The organism is Pseudomonas sp. PF05, assembly GCF_056521845.1.
In genome coordinates this window covers 188,084-206,534 of record NZ_JBWLPW010000003.1, presented here as the reverse complement: position 1 = coordinate 206,534, position 18,451 = coordinate 188,084, and the positions used below count along the sequence as shown (strand labels likewise).

Here is an 18,451-nt window from a genome sequence, read left to right as displayed (position 1 = left end):
CATTTTTTGAGGAAGTGCCATGGATGATTCGACGTTCGACCAACTGGAGGCCGCACTCCTTGCTGCGCCCGGTAACGTCGCGCTGCTGACACTGCTGCTCAACGCCAGTGTCGAGCGCAGCGAGTACGCGCGCGGGCTTGAGTTGCTGCCTGCCGATCTTGAGCAATGGGGCGATGCCCAGGCCTTGAAAATGGCTGCGGCCGGGCTATGTATCGCCGCGGGCCAGGCGCAACGGGCCCTTCGCCTGATTGAAGGCGACGAGCCTGCTGCGCGGATGCTCAGGGCGCGCGCCTTTGCGGCCCTGGAGCAGATGAAGGAGGCCCAGGTGGAATACCGCGCCGCGGTGGATGCCAACCCAGCCCTTGAAGACATGGCGCTATGGCGTCAGTTGAACGTATCCGTGACCGACTTTTCAGCTGCGCAAGGGCGTCCGCGCTTGCGCGTGATCTCCAATGACAACACCGACCAGACTGAGGTCCGTCGACTATTGGTGCCGGAAAAGGAAGTCCTGTCTTTCGATGACATCGGTGGCCTGGACGAGCTGAAGAAAACCATCCACAAAAAAATCATCCTGCCTTATCAGAAGCCCGGCCTGTTCCAGCGCTTTCGCAAGCGTGTCGGCGGTGGCGTGTTGCTCTATGGGCCTCCGGGGTGTGGCAAGACCATGCTGGCCCGGGCCACGGCCGGGGAGTGCAAGGCGACGTTCTTCAACGTGGCCATTTCCGATGTCCTGGACATGTACATCGGCGAGTCCGAGCGCAAGTTGCACGCGCTGTTCGAACAGGCCCGTGCCCAGGCGCCGGCGGTAATGTTTTTCGACGAGGTCGAGGCCTTGGGGGGCAAGCGCTCCAATACCCGGGATTCGACATCTTCGAAGCTTGTCAGTCAGTTCTTGTCCGAGATGGACGGTTTTACCAAGGACAATCACGGCGTATTGATTCTCGCCGCGACCAACGTGCCTTGGTCGGTGGACTCGGCTTTCAGGCGTCCGGGGCGTTTTGACCGGGTACTGTTCGTGCCGCCGCCGGACCGGCCTGCCCGGGAAGCCATGCTCAAATTGATGATGCAAGGCCGTCCGATGGCCGAGGACATCGACTTTGCCTTCCTGGCGAAAAACACCTCGGGCTTTTCCGGTGCGGACCTGGGTGAGCTGGTGGAAACCGCCGCTGACGAAGCGATCGAAGAGTCCATCAGCGGCGCGAGCGAGCAACCGATCTGCGACCGACATTTCAAGCAGGCGCTCAAGGAAGTACGGGCAACCACCCTGGAATGGCTGACCACGGCGCGCAATTACGCGCGTTACGCCAATGAAGGTAACCAGTACGACGAAGTGCTGGCCTTCCTCGACAAACATGGGAAGGGCCGTTGATGGCGCAGTACGGTGGTTATCGCATTGAAGACGAACCGCGTCCGGGCGCTCTGGCCAAGTGGGCCGTCTCGCCTTTTTGGCCGTTGCTGGGGCTGATGCTGGGGGGCGCCTGGCTCGGCTTGCCGTGGTTTGTCTTCAACGCCATCGCGGTGGGCAGCCCGACCCGCGTACGTGAGTGGTTGCTGGCCGGCCTTTGCCTGGTGGGCAGCCTGGTCATCGGCGTGGTGCTGCTGCAACTGGTGGACGCCGGTTACATCCAGAACCAGGCGCAGATCCAATACGCCTTGTTGACCCTGGTGGTGTGGAAACTTGCCATCGGGTATCTGCTGTTCATGCAGCAAAACGCGACCATCGAGATCTACCAGTACTACGGTGGCGTGCTGAACCGCTTTGGCTTGCCCGTCGTGCTGGTTGGCGCTTTCGTGCTCAAGGGCATGGTCATCAAGTGGGTGCCTGCCACTCTCTGGTATCTGGTGGTGAGCTGATGAATACCGATTATCTGCTGCAACTGGCGTATCAACGCTTGCAGGCCGACCATTACGACGGTGCTATCGACGCGCTGCGCCAATTGCTGGCGAGCGATCCGGACTCGGCCGAAGCCCATGCGTTGCTGGCGGTGTGCCTGATCAATCTGCGCCGCGTGCATGCTGCCAGGCGCGAGGTGCAGTTGGCGCTGGCAGCCGATGCACAACTGCCGCTCGCCCATTACGCCGCCGCCCAGGTTGCCATTGCCCTGCGCAAGTTCAAGCTGGCCCAGGAACACTTGACCCAGTTGCTGGACATGGAACCGCTCAATCCGGTCAATTACCGCACCCTGGCCGATCTTTACCAGTTGACCGGCCGCCTGGAGCAAAGCCGCGAGCCGTTGGAAAAAGCCCTGGAATTGGGGCCCGACGATGCGTCAAATCTGGTTGCCATGGCTCAGTTTTATCGTGCCAGCGGCGACTGGGGGAAGGCGCACCAGTTCGCCCGCCAGGCCTTGCAGGCCGAACCGGGGCATACCGGGGCCGTGGTGGTGCTCGGGCATCTGTTGTTGCGCGAAGGTGACGTCGAGGGCGCGCGTGAGCACGCCATCTGGGCCTTGCAGGAAAACGCCAATGACCGGGCCGCGCTGCACTTGCTGACCGCCGTCAAGGCCCGCGGCAGTCTGTTTTTGGGAACATGGTGGCGGTTCAACAGTTGGATGAGCGAGCGCAGCGCCAGTCGCGCCATTGTGGTGCTGTTGCTCATGTTCGTGGTCTATCGGGTGGTGGTCATCACCCTGACGGCCCAGGGCTACCCGCAGGTGGCTCAGGCGATTGACTGGCTGTGGCTGGGGTTTGCCGCGTACACCTTTGCCGCGCCACAGATATTCAGGCGCTCCCTGGAAAAAGAGCTGGCCCAGGTCAAGCTGTCCAGGGAATTCTAGATTAGCGGGTATCCACACGGCTGTCAGTCGTGCTTTGCCTTGGAAAACCACGACATTATTGGAGATTGCTTAACATGTCGTCTTTTGCAGAAATGATCCAGAACATCACCCCCGACATCTACCAGAGCCTGAAGCTGGCGGTGGAAATCGGTAAATGGCCCGATGGCAACAAGCTCACCGCTGAGCAGCGCGAGCTGTCGCTGCAGGCGATGATCGCCTGGGAAATGCAGAACCTGCCCGAAGACGAGCGCACCGGCTACATGGGCGCGCAGGAATGCCACTCGAAATCCACCGAAGTGCCCAATATCCTGTTCAAGTCGGACGCCATCCATTGATCGAGATTGGCCGCGGTGCAATCAGCAAGATGTCGGCGCGCCTTGACGGGGCGACCGTTCAATACGCCTTTCGCCTGGGCGATGTCGAGGTGCCGGTCAACCCGTTGATCGGCAGCACGGTGCGCCTGGAGTACCTCGGCGCGATCCACTGTACCCACTGTGGACGCCGGACCAAGACCAGCTTCAGCCAGGGTTATTGCTACCCCTGCATGACCAAGCTGGCCCAGTGCGACCTGTGCATCATGAGCCCCGAGCGTTGCCATTACGAGGCGGGCACCTGTCGTGACCCGGCCTGGGGCGAGCAGTTCTGCATGACCGATCATGTGGTCTACCTGGCCAACTCCTCAGGCGTGAAAGTCGGCATCACCCGCGCCACGCAATTGCCGACCCGCTGGCTTGACCAGGGCGCCAGCCAGGCGCTGCCGATCCTGCGGGTCGCCACCCGCCAGCAATCGGGGTTTGTCGAAGACCTGTTCCGCAGCCAAGTGGCGGACAAGACCAACTGGCGCGCCTTGCTCAAGGGCGATGCCGCCGCGGTGGACCTGCCGGCGATCCGCGACGCGCTGTTCGAAAGCTGCGCCCAGGGATTGCAGGGCTTGCAGGAACGATTCGGCCTGCAAGCGATCCAGACCATAGCGGACGTCGAGCCCATCGAGATCCGTTATCCGGTGGAGCAATACCCGGCCAAGATCGTCAGCTTCAACCTGGACAAGAACCCGATTGCCGAAGGCACGCTGCTGGGGATCAAGGGCCAGTACCTGATTTTTGACACCGGCGTGATCAACATTCGTAAATACACGGCCTACCAGCTCGCCGTGCATCAGTAGAAGGATTCGACCCATGCGCACCGAACAACCGAAGATGATTTACCTGAAGGACTATCAGGCGCCCGAGTACCTGATCGATGAGACGCACCTGACCTTCGAGTTGTTCGAGGACCACAGCCTGGTCCATGCGCAACTGGTGATGCGCCGCAATCCCGAGCGCGGCGCCGGGCTGCCGCCGCTGGTGCTCGATGGCCAGCACCTGGAACTGGTCTCGCTCAAGCTCGATGACGTCGACCTGGGGCAGAGCGACTATCAACTGGACGACAGCCACCTGACCCTGCACCCCAAGGCCCAGGCCTTCACGGTCGACACCACTGTCCGGATCCACCCGGAAACCAACACCGCCCTGGAAGGCCTGTACAAATCCGGCAGCATGTTCTGCACCCAGTGCGAGGCCGAGGGTTTCCGCAAGATCACCTATTACCTCGACCGCCCGGATGTGATGAGCAAGTTCACCACCACCGTGGTGGCCGAGCAGCACAGCTATCCGGTGCTGCTGTCCAACGGCAACCCGATTGCCAGCGGGCCCGGCGAAGAGGGCCGGCACTGGGCGACCTGGGAAGACCCGTTCAAGAAACCTGCCTACCTATTTGCCCTGGTGGCCGGCGATTTGTGGTGCGTCGAAGACACCTTCACGACCCTGAGCGAGCGCAGCGTAGCGCTACGCATCTATGTCGAGCCGGAAAACATCGACAAGTGCCAGCACGCCATGACCAGCCTGAAGAAGTCGATGCGCTGGGACGAAGAGGTATACGGGCGCGAGTACGACCTGGACATCTTCATGATTGTCGCGGTCAACGATTTCAACATGGGCGCCATGGAGAACAAGGGCCTCAATATCTTCAACTCCAGCGCTGTGCTGGCCCGCGCCGAAACCGCCACCGATGCCGCGCATCAGCGGGTCGAGGCGATCGTTGCCCACGAATACTTCCATAACTGGTCGGGCAACCGCGTGACCTGCCGCGACTGGTTCCAACTGTCGCTCAAGGAAGGCTTCACGGTGTTTCGCGACGCCGGCTTCTCGGCCGACATGAACTCCGCCACCGTCAAGCGTATCCAGGACGTGGCGTACCTGCGTACCCACCAGTTCGCCGAAGACGCCGGCCCCATGGCGCATCCGGTGCGTCCGGACAGTTTTATCGAGATCTCCAACTTCTACACCCTGACCGTGTACGAAAAGGGTTCGGAAGTGGTAGGCATGATCCATACCCTGCTGGGCGCCGAAGGCTTCCGCAAGGGCAGTGACCTGTACTTCGAACGCCACGACGGCCAGGCCGTGACTTGCGATGACTTCATCAAGGCCATGGAAGATGCCAATGGCGTCGACCTGACCCAGTTCAAGCGTTGGTACAGCCAGGCCGGTACGCCACGGCTTGCAGTGAGCGAGTCCTACGACGCCGCCGCCAAGACCTACAGCCTGACCTTCAGCCAGAGTTGCCCGCCGACCCCGGACAAGATGGAAAAGCTGCCGTTCGTGATTCCCGTGGAACTGGGCCTGCTGGATAGCCAGGGTGGCGGGATCCCGTTGCGCCTGGCCGGTGAAGCGGCGGCGGACGGCACATCACGGGTGATCTCGGTGACCGAAGCCCAGCAGACCTTCACCTTTGTCGACATCGCCGAACACCCCCTGCCTTCATTGCTGCGTGGTTTCTCGGCGCCGGTGAAGCTGAGCTTCCCGTACAACCGCGACCAGTTGATGTTCCTGATGCAACACGACAGCGACGGGTTCAACCGCTGGGATGCCGGCCAGCAACTGTCGGTGCAAGTGTTGCAGGATCTGATCGTCCAGCATCAGCAGGGCGCCAGCCTGACGCTGGATCCGCGCCTGGTCAGTGCGTTGCGCAGCGTGCTGACGGACGAGTCCCTGGACCAGGCCATGGTCGCCGAAATGCTCTCGCTGCCAAGCGAAGCCTACCTGACGGAAATCAGCGAAGTGGCCGACGTCGAGGCGATCCATGCTGCCCGTGAGTTCGCCCGCCAGCAGTTGGCCGAGAACCTGTTCGAAGCCCTGTGGCTGCGTTATGCCGCCAATCGCGACCTGTCGAAGAAAACGCCATATGTGGCCGAGGCCGAGCATTTCGCCCGTCGCGCGTTGCAGAACATTGCGCTGTCGTACCTGATGCTCAGCGACAAGCCTGAGGTGCTGAGCGCGACCCTGGAACAGTTCGACACCGCCGACAACATGACCGAGCGCCTGACCGCGCTGGCGGTACTGGTCAACTCGCCGTTCGAAGCCGAGAAGGCCAAGGCCCTGGAAGTGTTTGCGGAAAACTTCAAGGGCAACCCGCTGGTCATGGACCAATGGTTCAGCGTCCAGGCCGGCAGCCCGTTGCCGGGTGGCCTGGCGCGGGTCAAGGCATTGATGGAGCACCCGGCGTTCAATATCAAGAACCCGAACAAGGTGCGCGCGCTGGTCGGTGCGTTTGCCGGGCAGAACCTGATCAACTTCCATGCCGCCGACGGTTCGGGTTATCGCTTCCTGGCGGACCTGGTCATCCAGCTCAATGGCTTCAACCCGCAGATTGCCTCCCGGCAACTGGCCCCGCTGACTCGCTGGCGCAAATACGACAGCGCCCGCCAGGCGCTGATGAAGGCTGAACTGGAGCGCATCCTGGCGTCCGGCGGGCTTTCCACCGATGTGTTCGAGGTGGTGAGCAAGAGCCTGGCATAAACAGGCTCTGCCTGGCTTGCTCCCGCTGGCCTCTGTAGGAGCTGGCGAAGCCTGCGATCTTTTGATCTTGATCTTGATCTTGATCTTGATCTTGATCTTGATCTTTCGCTTGAGACTCAAGTGTTAGGGGAAAGATCGCAGCCTCGTTGCACTCGACAGCTCCTACACAGCTCCTACACGGCTCTTACACGGCTCTTACGCGGCTCTTACGCGGCTTTTACGCAGCTCCTGCATGGCTCCTGCATGGCCAGTGGGAGCTTGCCCCCTCGCAACATTCATCATCCTCACGAATGTCTTCTTATTCGCCCTTGGCCTATATCCCCGTGGTTAACAAAAGATAACGCGGCGTCGATTGTCAGACCTTTCGAAAGCCCGATAGGATAGGTCAGCTTCCGAAGTGGCTCTAGATTGCAGGTTTCAGGACTATCCTCCAGGACCGGCAACCTTGCAGAGCCTGCTTACGGCGCCCTGAAGGGTTGAATGACCTAACAATAATAATGGGGGAAAGGTCTATGAATGAGCCTGTCATGGCTGTGGGCCGCAGCCGGCCGCCGATACTGCGCAGAGTCGCATTGCTGGCTTCGGCGCTGTCGCTGCTGGGCTCTGCCGTATTGTCGGCACCGGTGATGGCTGTTGCGGCGTCGACCTCCGATGTCATCTATTCCATCGAATCGGCCAAGGCCAGCAAAACCCTGATGCTCGATGTGGTCCATGCCGGCCAGCGCCTGGTGGCGGTCGGTGATCGCGGGCACATTGTCTATTCCGATGACCAGGGCACGTCCTGGACCCAGGCCAAGGTGCCGACTCGCCAACTGCTCACGGCGGTATTTTTCGTCGATGACAAACACGGCTGGGCCGTGGGGCACGACGCGCAGATCCTCGCCAGCGATGACGGCGGCAGCACCTGGACCAAGCAATTCGAAGACCTCGCTCGTGAAGCGCCATTGTTGGATGTCTGGTTCAAGGATGCCAGCAACGGTTTCGCCGTGGGCGCCTATGGCGCACTGTTGGAAACTGCTGACGGCGGCAAGCACTGGGAAGACGCCAGCGACCGCCTGGATAACGAAGACCAGTTCCACCTCAATGCGATCGCCGCCGTGAAAGATGCCGGGCTGTTCATCGTCGGCGAGGCCGGCAGCATGTTCCGCTCCGCCGATTGGGGCCAGACCTGGGAAAAAGTCGAAGGCCCATACGAAGGCTCGCTGTTCGGTGTTATCGGCACCGCCCAACCTTCGACGCTGCTGGCCTATGGCTTGCGCGGCAACCTTTATCGTTCCACTGACTTCGGCGGCACTTGGGATCAGGTCGAGCTCCAGGCTGCGCGCGGGGCCCTGGAGTTCGGCCTGTCAGGCGCCACGCTGCTGGCGGACGGTTCCATCGTGATTGTCGGCAACGGCGGCAGCGTCGTGCGCAGTACCGACGACGGCGAGACCTTCAGCGTGTTCAACCGCCCGGATCGAATCTCCGTGGCCGCCGTCACGGCGGCAGGCAACGGCAACCTGATCCTGGCGGGGCAGGGCGGCGTTCGTGCCACCACGTCCACCGGCGCCGAACTGAGCAAATGAGTCAGGCCTGCAAAACGGGCACAAAAACAAGAAGGCGGAACCCATGAGCAGTCATCACCAAGACAAGGCGACGTTTCTCGAGCGCCTGATTTTCAACAACCGCCCGGCAGTGATCGTCATTTGCCTGCTGGTCAGCGTTTTCCTGTTCTGGCAGGCCACGCTGATCCGGCCGTCCACCAGTTTCGAAAAAATGATCCCCCTCGAGCACCCCTTCATCCAGAAGATGCTCGAGCACCGCAACGACCTGGCGAACCTGGGCAACACGGTGCGCATTTCCGTGGAGGCCACCAACGGCGACATTTTCTCCAAGGAATACATGGAGACCCTGCGCCAGATCCACGACGAGGTGTTCTACATCTCCGGTGTCGACCGTTCCGGGCTCAAGTCGTTGTGGAGCCCGAGCGTGCGCTGGACCGAAGTGACGGAGGAGGGCTTCGCCGGTGGCGAGGTGATCCCCCAGAGCTACAACGGCTCGGCCGACAGCCTCGATCTGCTGCGCAACAACGTGCTCAAGTCCGGCCAGGTCGGGCGCCTGGTGGCCAACGATTTCAAGTCGAGCATCATCGACATCCCGCTGCTGGAGTCCTATCCCGACCCACAGGACCAGGGCAAATTGCTCGCCCTGGATTACCAGAAGTTCTCCCACGAACTTGAAGACAAGATTCGCAACAAGTTCGAAGCCCAGAACCCCAACGTGCAGATCCACATCGTCGGTTTCGCCAAGAAGGTCGGCGACCTGATCGACGGCCTGGTCATGGTGGTGCTGTTCTTCGGCGTGGCTTTCGTCATCACCCTGATCCTGCTGTACTGGTTCACCCACTGCATGCGCAGCACCATTGCGGTGTTGACGACCACCCTGGTGGCGGTGGTCTGGCAACTGGGGCTGATGCATGCGGCCGGGTTTGGCCTGGATCCGTACTCGATGCTGGTGCCGTTCCTGATCTTCGCCATCGGCATTTCCCACGGCGTGCAGAAAATCAACGGCATCGCCTTGCAGTCCAGCGATGCGGACAACGCCCTGACGGCGGCGCGGCGCACCTTCCGGCAGTTGTTCCTGCCAGGGATGATCGCGATCCTGGCGGACGCCGTGGGCTTCATCACCTTGCTGATCATCGACATCGGCGTGATCCGCGAACTGGCCATCGGTGCCTCCATCGGCGTGGCGGTGATCGTGTTTACCAACCTGATCCTGCTGCCGGTGGCGATCTCCTACGCCGGCATCAGCAAGCGTGCGGTCGAGCGCAGCAAGAAAGACGCGACCCGCGAACATCCGTTCTGGCGCCTGCTGTCGAACTTCGCCAGTGCCAAGGTCGCGCCGGTGTCCATTGCCCTGGCGGTAATCGCCTTTGGCGGTGGCCTCTGGTACAGCCAGAACCTGAAGATCGGTGACTTGGACCAGGGCGCGCCGGAGCTGCGTCCGGACTCGCGCTACAACCAGGACAACAACTTCATCATCAGCAATTACTCCACCAGCTCCGATGTATTGGTGGTGATGGTCAAGACCAAGACCGAAGGTTGCTCGCGCTATGAGGCCATGGCTCCTATCGACGAATTGATGTGGAAGATGCAGAACACCGAGGGCGTGCAGTCGGCGATTTCCCTGGTGACCGTGTCCAAGCAAATGATCAAGGGCATGAACGAGGGCAGCCTGAAATGGGAGACCCTGTCGCGCAACCCTGACGTGCTGAACAACTCCATTGCCCGGGCCGATGGCCTGTACAACAACAATTGCTCCCTGGCACCGGTGCTGGTGTTCCTCAACGACCACAAGGCCGAGACGTTGGACCGTGCGGTGAAGGCGGTGCAGGACTTCGCCAAGGAAAACAACCGCGATGGCCTGGAGTTCATCCTCGCCGCCGGTAACGCCGGTATCGAGGCAGCCACCAACGAAGTGATCAAGGAGTCGGAACTGACCATCCTGATTTTGGTGTACATCTGCGTGGCGACCATGTGCATGATCACCTTCCGTTCCTGGGCGGCGACGCTGTGCATCGTGCTGCCGCTGGTGCTCACTTCGGTGCTGGGCAACGCCCTGATGGCGTTCATGGGCATTGGCGTGAAGGTCGCGACCCTGCCGGTGGTAGCACTGGGCGTGGGGATTGGGGTGGACTACGGCATCTACATCTACAGCCGCCTGGAAAGTTTCCTGCGGGCCGGGCTGCCATTGCAGGAGGCCTATTACCAGACGCTGAAGTCCACCGGTAAAGCGGTATTGTTCACCGGTCTGTGCCTGGCCATTGGCGTGTGCACCTGGATCTTTTCGGCCATCAAGTTCCAGGCGGACATGGGGTTGATGCTGACGTTCATGCTGCTATGGAACATGTTCGGCGCGCTCTGGCTGCTGCCGGCGCTGGCGCGGTTCCTGATCAAACCGGAAAAACTGGCGGGGCAGAAGGGCAATTCGTTGTTTGCTCATTGATTGGGGCTGAAGTAAATCTTTGGTGAGGGAGCTTGCTCCCCCTGGCCCCTGTAGGAGCTGGCGAAGCCTGCGATCTTTTGATCTTGATCTTTCGCTCAAGACTCAGTTGGTAGGGGAAAGATCGCAGCCTCGTTGCACTCGACAGCTCCTACACAGCTCCTACACAGCTCCCTCGCGGCTCCTGCAGCCAGTGGGAGCTGGGTGAGCGGCATCACTATCCTTACGCTTGTGTTGTAATCAGGTCGCCAACGGCAAGAACTTGCTTTGCGCCAGGGGTTTGCCGATTTTCCCTCGATGCACATTCACCACCGCGTAAGGGCTATTCGCCTTGGCGAGCAGGGAATAATAGTCTTCTCGACGCTGCTCCTTGGTTTTCAGATGCGCGACGCTGTAGCCAGCCTTCGGCGTATCGACTTTTTCGTAGTGAAAATGTGCATACCACAGGGCCGCTCCGTCACGGTCATTGATGGCATATTCCTGGAGAAAATCCTTGCGGGTCCCTCTCAGGGCCTTGCGCCCGCCGAGCCGCGCGACCTGGATGAGATTTTTCTCGAACAGGTAGCTAAGGTTGCCGTCGGTAGGCGGCAGTCGCATGCTCAGTTCAATGCGCAAGGCCGTGCCCTTGGCGGTCAGCGCGGAAATAGCCTCTGAAAGGCTTTGACTCAAGGCGTGATCCGCCTGGGTCCGTTCGGTTTGCTTGGCTGCGTAGGCCCTGTCGAGTTCTGCCGAGATCGTGCGAAAACGGCTCGCCTCATTGTTCATGATCTCTTCGATTTCCTGGGGGTGGCGACAGCGGCTCTTGTAGCCTTCTGCACGGCTCAGACGGACGTCCAGTTGGTCGAGCAACTGGCGTGCGTCACGCTTGATGGCATTGACCGACCGGGTTTTGGGCGCGGGCGCCGGCCGGCGTATGTCGACGGGATCCCACACTTCGCCATGCTGCGAATAGGTGGCAATCACTTCATCGTCGACTTGGGAACGCAGCTCGACGACTTCAATCGGCAGTGAGGTGCCAGCCGGTTTCAGATCGCCGATCAGTACGCCATTCTTTCGAGTCTTGATCACTTTTTTCTGAGGCTGGCCACTGGGCGCCTTCGAACGCTTGGGCGCACGTTTGCGTGGTGTCGGTTCCGGTTTGACTTCTGTTGCCAATTTGCCGGACGTATCCTGATACAGGCTGCCAACCAGTTTGATCAGCCTGTCGAAGTTGGCTTCTTGGATGTCGTCGGCATAGAGGGCTTTCATGCCCTGCAGGGCATCCAGTGCTTCACCATATTGCTCGGTCAGACTGGTCAACACCTCAAGCTGGTCCGAGGGGGGCAGTTCGTACAATTGCAAGTTCGCATGGGAGCGCATCTGCTCGGACAGTGGCTTGACAACGAGATGCAGGCTCTCGGACAGGCCGGATCCGAGACTTTTGATCGCCAGCAACGGAAGCAAGGACAGTTGAAAGGCCTTGACGCCTATTGCGTTTTTTTCGTTCTGCGGGCGGTCGCTGGTCAGGCGTTCGAACGCTTGCGCGCCGTCGGAATCCAGATTCAGCAGCTTCTCCAGATAGGCGTCCTTGAGTTCCAGCCAATGAATGGAGCGATCATTGAGTTCACAGAGGGCATCCAGGTACCTCAAATACCCCTCGATACCGCCGGCCACCAGTTCATCCATAGGCCTTAGCGCAAACCCCGGATTGGCGGCAATGAGGGCGTCCAGTTCCATCTCGATGACCACGACAGATTTGCGGGCATTGTTGATCACATTTTCCATCAGCCCGCGCAGCATTACAGACGGGAACTCAATTTTCAGCCGCGCGCGCTCCGCTGCGCTGTCCAAGAGCTTTAGATAAATGGCCGTCTGTTCATTGAGCAGCCCGTCATAAATTTTTCGCTTCGGCGCGCGTTGTTCTTCGGAATAGCGGCTTCCATCCTGGAACAGGGTCATCACCTGTTGGGCAACGTCGATAGCTCGTTGTTGGTCGACCTGCTGGGTGAGGAAGTTCTCCAGTTCCTGGCTCAGCTCGGCGGCTCTGCGGGCATTCTGGCGACGCTGGTCGGCCAGGCGTTTGGGCGGTGCGCCGCCGAGCAGGCGCAAGCGCAGGTCCAGGGACCAGTTACCCTCGGGATCCGCTCGCAGGGCGGGGCCCCTTTGTGTCGGATCAAGCGGGTCGATAATCGTGATCTGACCTTCCGGATCCAGGTCGATTTGATACAGACCGTCTTGGAGCAACGCATGCCACTTTTCGGCGATCAAGTACAAACCTTTCAAAGGCCCGTACGGGATCGGCACAGGCAATGACGCGGGGCGTGGTACCTGCATGCGCAGGAGACGGGTGCGTTGTTCCTGCGTCAGCCGGTTTCGAGGGTTGCTGAAACTGAAATCCAGGAAAGCATTGGGATGTTCGCCAGGCAAGGCAATGGATCCCTGGCGGATGGTTGGCAGGTCGGGTGCGGGCCATTGCTGTGCAACGAGGCGCGGCGCCGGGGCGTGCATCGCTTGTTCCTTGATCGACATGGGCACGGAAGGGCGAACAGGTGCCTGAATGGAAGGAAACTGGGTCACCAACATGGCGAGGTTGACCAGCAAATCGACAGCGGCCAGTTCCCGCGTCACGGGATCGTCACTGCTCAGGTCTGGAATGTCGTGGCTGGCGGCGGCCATCAGGCTCCATAGCCAGGCGACGGTCATGGTCGGACCGCGTAGCAGTGGGAACAGCAACGTATTGAACAGCAGGCTCGCGCCCTTGAGCAGCACCGCCCAGCGGCTTTCACGGTTGGAAATCGAAGCGCGGTCGGCCTGGGTGATCAGGGCTTGGGCGTTGCAGCCATACAGGTATTGCATCAGCTTGCCGTTGCGCAGGTATTGCAGCAGTTCATCGCTGTCGGCATGGGTGGCGAGCGTCGCGGGGGCGGGCACTTCAGGAACGCCAAACTCGTCGCCCTGGAGAAAGTGCACGATGTGCGGCTGCTGGAAGCCGCCATTGGTGTACACCGGGCGGGCGTCGTCGGACATCCAGGTCAGGACGCTGTTCTGCAGTTCGATGTCGCTGATGACAGACTGTAACAGCGCCTGGCGCGTCGGGAACTCCATCAGTACGGGCGTATACAGGGGACGATACAACACGTGCGGCCCCGTGCTGGTGTCCTGCGCCTCGATAATGAACATGTTGCTCACGATGTCGGGCCGGGCCAGGGGCTTGCGCAGGAAGGCCAAGTGTCGGATCACCACGGGGCGACCATCAACCTGCTGGTCGCCTGCGTCCGGTTGCAACAGGGCTTCAATCAGGCGCAGCCCTTGACGGGTCATGCCGTTTTCGTTGCCGAGCACTTGCTGTAACGCCTCGAGCGGTAGCTGCGCCGGGACCTGTTCTGCAAAGATCCGTTGGTAGTCGAGCGCTTGAGGCGAGTCCCCCAACAGCTCCTGTTGCAGGTAGCGAGGGTAGGTGGTGCCAATGTCGAGCTGTTCGATCAGCCCACCCCGGCGGGTGATGAAGTCCGGCGTCAACCATGCGGGCAGTGTCAAACCCCGGCGATGGCTGAGCGCCAGGTTTCCACTGGGGCGCGCGATGAGGTTGTCGATGGCCAGTTGCGTCAGACTCATTGTCCTTTTTTCGCTGATGCCGACAGTCCCCGGATACCCTGCGGAGACTGTGAAGATCAGCTCCACGTCATCCGGTTGGAAGCGGTTGGCGTCAGCCTTGGCTTTGTCATTGTCGTTGGTTTCATTCATCTTGCTGAGCAACGCGTCAGCCGCGAAAGCCCTGATGTCGCTGACAGGGGGACGCCCTTGGCTGCGTTTCTTGACGCTGGCCATCGCCAGGCTATATCGCTGGAACCTCGCCTGGTCGACGCTGGCCGCTGTTTTGAGCCAGTCGGGCAGTATCGGCCGCAGTTTTGCCACTGTCTGCGTCGCGAGGCAGGTGGCCCCGCCCATAGAGCGAGCTGGATCGCTCAGCTCGCTATAGAGCATCCCGAGCTTCTGTGGGCCGATCCGCGAGGGCAGTTGCACAGCCCTCAGGTCCGCCAGTTGCTGCTCCAGTATCAGTTGCGCCTGGGTATCGAAGGCGTTGCCGCCTATTTCATAGCGTTGGCAGGTGACGCTGTCGACGAGGTAGGCGTTGGCAATCCGTTCAGCCCAAAAGTCATTGAAAGCATCCAGTGAATCGAAGGTTCGCACGGCGTTGTCAGGGCTGCACAGCACGATGACCAGGTCATTGGGGGTGTAATGCAGCAGCAGGATCTCGCTGCTTGGCAACTGCGCAGTGGAGGCGCCGTAGGTGACGATGCTTTCCAAGCTGTAGGCGTAGACGGGAGGGACATTGTTTTTGAAACGCTGTTCGCGGTCGGGCCAACGTACGATCTGATCCAGGGCCTCGCGCACCGGCTCACTCAATCCAGGCTGTTGCAGCCCTTGGATATGCAGCATGTTGCGCAAGGTGTCGCTGAGCCATTGCCAGCGGTTGGTGGAGGTGCGGTCATCGACTTGGGGGGCGTCATCGATGTCAGCGTTCCAATAGCGGGTCAGGGCATCTTCCAGTTCGATCGGTATCGTCACGGGCAGTTCAAGCACGAGTTTTTCGATGACCTTCATGTCCAGGCTGTAATCGCCTGATTTGAGGCGGTGCGGCGGGGCATCGGACAGATAACAGTCGAAGTTTCCTTGTGGCGTGAAATCCAAAGGCGTGCCAAGGCTCAGGTAATCGAGCACAAGGCGCATGAAAGGCTGGAAGCGCCAGCGGCGAGCGGCCACATCCGGGGTTGCCAGTTTGGTTTTGGACAGGTCGATGTTCGAGGTGGGGAATCTTTTCTGAATCGCCTGTTGCAGTGCTTTCTGTGCGACTTGCTCGAACGTCGGGCGTCCGGCAAATCGCTGGCTGACGTTTTGCGAAAATGCGCAATGGCTGTCAGCCGGAGAGGGGGAGGTCATAAGAAATCCTTTTCCTGGACTCGTGGTCGTCGGGATGACGACCACGCCAGTTTCGGAATTTCTTCAATGCGCTGTGCGGTACATAGTTACCGCACCGTATCAGGCAGGATCGCTGCCCAGTACTACATTCAGTGCGCTGCGCGCATCGTCCAGCTGCACCAGCGTGGCATGGCGGGCACCGAGGGCGTCGCGGTTCTCGATGGCGGTGAGGATTGCCTTGTGTCGCGGCATCGCCAGTTCATGCAGGTTGGGCCGCTGGTTGGAATGCTTGAGTGCCTCGGCGATCGCCACCGACAACATGTTGCAGAGGTTGGCGAGCAGGTCGTTGTGAGTGGCGTCGGCGATGCGACTGTGGAAGTCCAGGTCCGGTTGCAGCACGGCCTCGGGGGTCGGGGCCGCTTCCATGCGCTGGTAGGCTTCGCGGATGGCAGCAATGTCGGCCTCGTCGGCGAACTGTGCGGCGAGGGCAGCGGCGGCCGGCTCGATGATGCTGCGCACGCTGGTGAGCAGGTTGAAGAATTCATTCTGCGGGCTGCTCTGCATCAGCCAGTGCAGCACATCCGGGTCGAGCATGTGCCATTCCCGCCGGGCCTTGACCACCGTGCCCACGCGCGGGCGCGAATACACCAGGCCCTTGGCGACCAGCACCCGCGTGGCTTCGCGCAGCACCGGGCGGCTGACCGCATACTCTTCGCACAACAAGGCTTCAGCGGGCAGTTTGTCGTCCGGCTTGAAGCGTCCGGAAACGATCTGCATGCCCAGTTCCTGGACGATGCGTGCGTGCATGCTTTTGCGGTCGGAGGGTTTGCGGTAATCCATGGGAGGCGGCGCGATCCTGTGCGAGGGGAGTGCTGCGCATGATAGCAGGCGCGGCGGATATTCATCAGGCCAAACCCTTGGGGCTGGTGACCTTGTGGCCAGAGCTTGCTCCTGCTGGATTTGTGTAGGAGCTGCCGAAGGCTGCGATCTTTTGATCTTTTGATCTTTTGATCCTTTGATCTTTCGCTTGAGATTCAAGTGTTAGGGGAAAGATCGCAGCCTCGTTGCACTCGACAGCTCCTACACAGCTCCTACACAGCTCTACACAGCTCCTGCACAGCACGCACGAGCACCTGCACAGCACGCACGAGCACCTGCACAGCACCTCATAACGGGTCAGTGGGAGTGGCGTGGCACCTCGGCGCCGCGGCAGCCCACCAGGAAGTCGAAGTCACAACCCTGGTCCGCTTGGAGCACGTGGTCGATGTACAACTGGCGATAACCGCCCACCAACAGGTTCTGCGGTGGCGGCAGGTCGGCCAGGCGCGCGGCGAGTTCGGCGTCCGGGATGTCCAGGTGCAGGCGGCCGCTGGCGCAATCGAGCTCGATCCAGTCGCCTTCCTTCACCGCCGCCAGAGGTCCGCCGGCGGCGGCTTCCGGTGCCACGTGCAGCACCACCGTGCCGTAGGCGGTGCCGCTCATGCGTGCGTCGGAAATGCGCACCATGTCCGTCACGCCCTGGGCCAGTAGCTTGGCGGGCAAGCCCATGTTGCCCACTTCGGCCATGCCCGGATAACCCTTCGGCCCGCAGTTTTTCATCACCAGGATCGAGTCGGCGTCCACGTCCAGTTCCGGGTCGTTGATCCGTGCCTTGTACTCGTCGAAGTTCTCGAACACCACCGCACGTCCGCGATGCTGCATCAGTTCGGCGGTGGCGGCGGACGGCTTGAGCACTGCGCCCAGTGGCGCGAGGTTGCCGCGCAGCACGCAGATACCGCCGTCGGCGCGGATCGGGTTGTCCAGGGTGCGAATGACTTCGTCCTGGCCGTAGATCGGTGCGTCCTTGGTGTTTTCCCCCAGGCTCTTGCCGTTGACCGTCAACGCGTTTGGATGCGGAATGAGGTTGGCTTCGCCGAGGCGACGCAGCACGGCGGGCAGGCCGCCGGCGTAGTAGAACTCTTCCATCAAGAAGCGCCCGGACGGCTGCAGGTCGACGATGGTCGGCATGCCGCGACCGATGCGGGTCCAGTCGTCGAGGTCCAGTTGCACGCCGATACGCCCGGCAATGGCCTTGAGGTGGATCACCGCGTTGGTCGAACCGCCGATGGCCGCGTTGACGCGGATGGCGTTTTCGAAGGCTTCCTTGGTCAGGATCTTCGACAGCTTCAGGTCTTCACGGACCATTTCCACGGCGCGCATACCGGACATGTGGGCCAGCACATAACGCCGTGCGTCCACGGCCGGAATCGCCGCATTGTGGGGCAGGGAGGTGCCGAGGGCTTCGGCCATGCAGGCCATGGTCGAGGCGGTGCCCATGGTGTTGCAGGTGCCGGCCGAGCGGGACATGCCGCCCTCGGCCGCAAGGAAATCGTCAAGGGTGATGGTGCCGGCCTTGACCTGCTCGCTCAATTGCCAGACCACCGTGCCCGAGCCGATGTCCTGGCCTTTGTGCTTGCCGTTGAGCATCGGCCCGCCGGTGACGACGATGGCCGGCACGTCACAACTGGCGGCGCCCATCAGCAAGGCGGGGGTGGTCTTGTCGCAACCGGTGAGCAGCACCACGCCGTCAATCGGGTTGCCGCGAATCGCCTCTTCCACGTCCATGCTCGCCAGGTTGCGGGTCAGCATGGCGGTGGGGCGCAGGTTCGATTCGCCGTTGGAGAACACTGGAAATTCCACCGGGAACCCTCCGGCCTCGATCACACCGCGCTTGACGTGTTCGGCGATTTGCCGGAAGTGCGCGTTGCACGGCGTCAGCTCCGACCAGGTGTTGCAAATGCCGATGATCGGCTTGCCATGGAACTGATGGTCGGCTATGCCCTGATTTTTCATCCAGCTGCGGTACATGAAGCCGTTTTTGTCGGCGGTGCCAAACCATTGGGCCGAGCGCAGGGAGGGTTTCTTATCAGACATGATCGATTCTCTTATTGTATGACTATATTGTTCTAGATGAAGCGTAAC

General features: G+C 60.8%; 11 protein-coding genes. 8 read left to right on the top strand and 3 right to left on the bottom strand.

From position 1 onward, the window contains the following. Positions 1 to 19 precede the first annotated feature (19 nt). The 8 genes from AC09SL_RS08520 (at position 20) to AC09SL_RS08485 (ending at position 10,594) form a co-directional block, all read left to right on the top strand. On the top strand, positions 20 to 1,369 hold the full coding sequence (locus AC09SL_RS08520; protein ID WP_058544574.1) for an ATP-binding protein: 1,350 nt from the start codon (positions 20 to 22) through the stop codon (positions 1,367 to 1,369). Beyond that, the gene (locus AC09SL_RS08515; protein WP_043042394.1) at positions 1,369 to 1,854 is read left to right on the top strand and encodes a hypothetical protein; all 486 of its coding nucleotides are present in this window, start codon (positions 1,369 to 1,371) and stop codon (positions 1,852 to 1,854) included. The genes AC09SL_RS08520 and AC09SL_RS08515 overlap by 1 nt, the downstream gene beginning before the upstream one ends. Next, positions 1,854 to 2,777, top strand: a complete 924-nt coding sequence (locus tag AC09SL_RS08510; RefSeq protein ID WP_058544575.1) for a tetratricopeptide repeat protein — start codon at positions 1,854 to 1,856, stop codon at positions 2,775 to 2,777. Before AC09SL_RS08515 ends, AC09SL_RS08510 begins: the two co-directional genes overlap by 1 nt. Positions 2,778 to 2,851: 74 nt before the next feature. Then, a complete protein-coding gene (locus AC09SL_RS08505) occupies positions 2,852 to 3,112 on the top strand; it encodes a YeaC family protein (RefSeq protein WP_058544576.1) in 261 nt (86 codons plus the stop codon). Next, complete coding sequence (locus tag AC09SL_RS08500) at positions 3,109 to 3,939, top strand: DUF2797 domain-containing protein (RefSeq protein WP_058544577.1); 831 nt, start codon at positions 3,109 to 3,111, stop codon at positions 3,937 to 3,939. The genes AC09SL_RS08505 and AC09SL_RS08500 overlap by 4 nt, the downstream gene beginning before the upstream one ends. A 13-nt stretch (positions 3,940 to 3,952) precedes the next feature. Beyond that, on the top strand, positions 3,953 to 6,610 hold the full coding sequence (gene pepN / locus AC09SL_RS08495; protein WP_058544578.1) for an aminopeptidase N: 2,658 nt from the start codon (positions 3,953 to 3,955) through the stop codon (positions 6,608 to 6,610). 512 nt (positions 6,611 to 7,122) lie between these two features. Then, a complete protein-coding gene (locus AC09SL_RS08490; RefSeq protein WP_058544579.1) occupies positions 7,123 to 8,175 on the top strand; it encodes a WD40/YVTN/BNR-like repeat-containing protein in 1,053 nt (350 codons plus the stop codon). Positions 8,176 to 8,218: 43 nt separating this feature from the next. After that, a complete protein-coding gene (locus tag AC09SL_RS08485) occupies positions 8,219 to 10,594 on the top strand; it encodes an efflux RND transporter permease subunit (protein WP_058544580.1) in 2,376 nt (791 codons plus the stop codon). 237 nt (positions 10,595 to 10,831) lie between these two features. Here AC09SL_RS08485 and AC09SL_RS08480 read toward each other — a convergent pair whose 3' ends face one another. The 3 genes from AC09SL_RS08480 to AC09SL_RS08470 form a co-directional block, all read right to left on the bottom strand. Then, complete coding sequence (locus AC09SL_RS08480) at positions 10,832 to 15,511, bottom strand: dermonecrotic toxin domain-containing protein (protein WP_058544582.1); 4,680 nt, start codon at positions 15,509 to 15,511, stop codon at positions 10,832 to 10,834. 99 nt (positions 15,512 to 15,610) lie between these two features. Then, positions 15,611 to 16,330 (bottom strand): FadR/GntR family transcriptional regulator, encoded by a 720-nt coding sequence (locus AC09SL_RS08475; RefSeq protein WP_053119770.1) that lies wholly within the window; start codon positions 16,328 to 16,330, stop codon positions 15,611 to 15,613. Between the two features lie 336 nt (positions 16,331 to 16,666). Then, on the bottom strand, positions 16,667 to 18,403 hold the full coding sequence (locus AC09SL_RS08470; protein ID WP_058544583.1) for an IlvD/Edd family dehydratase: 1,737 nt from the start codon (positions 18,401 to 18,403) through the stop codon (positions 16,667 to 16,669). Between the last annotated feature and the right edge of the window lie 48 nt (positions 18,404 to 18,451).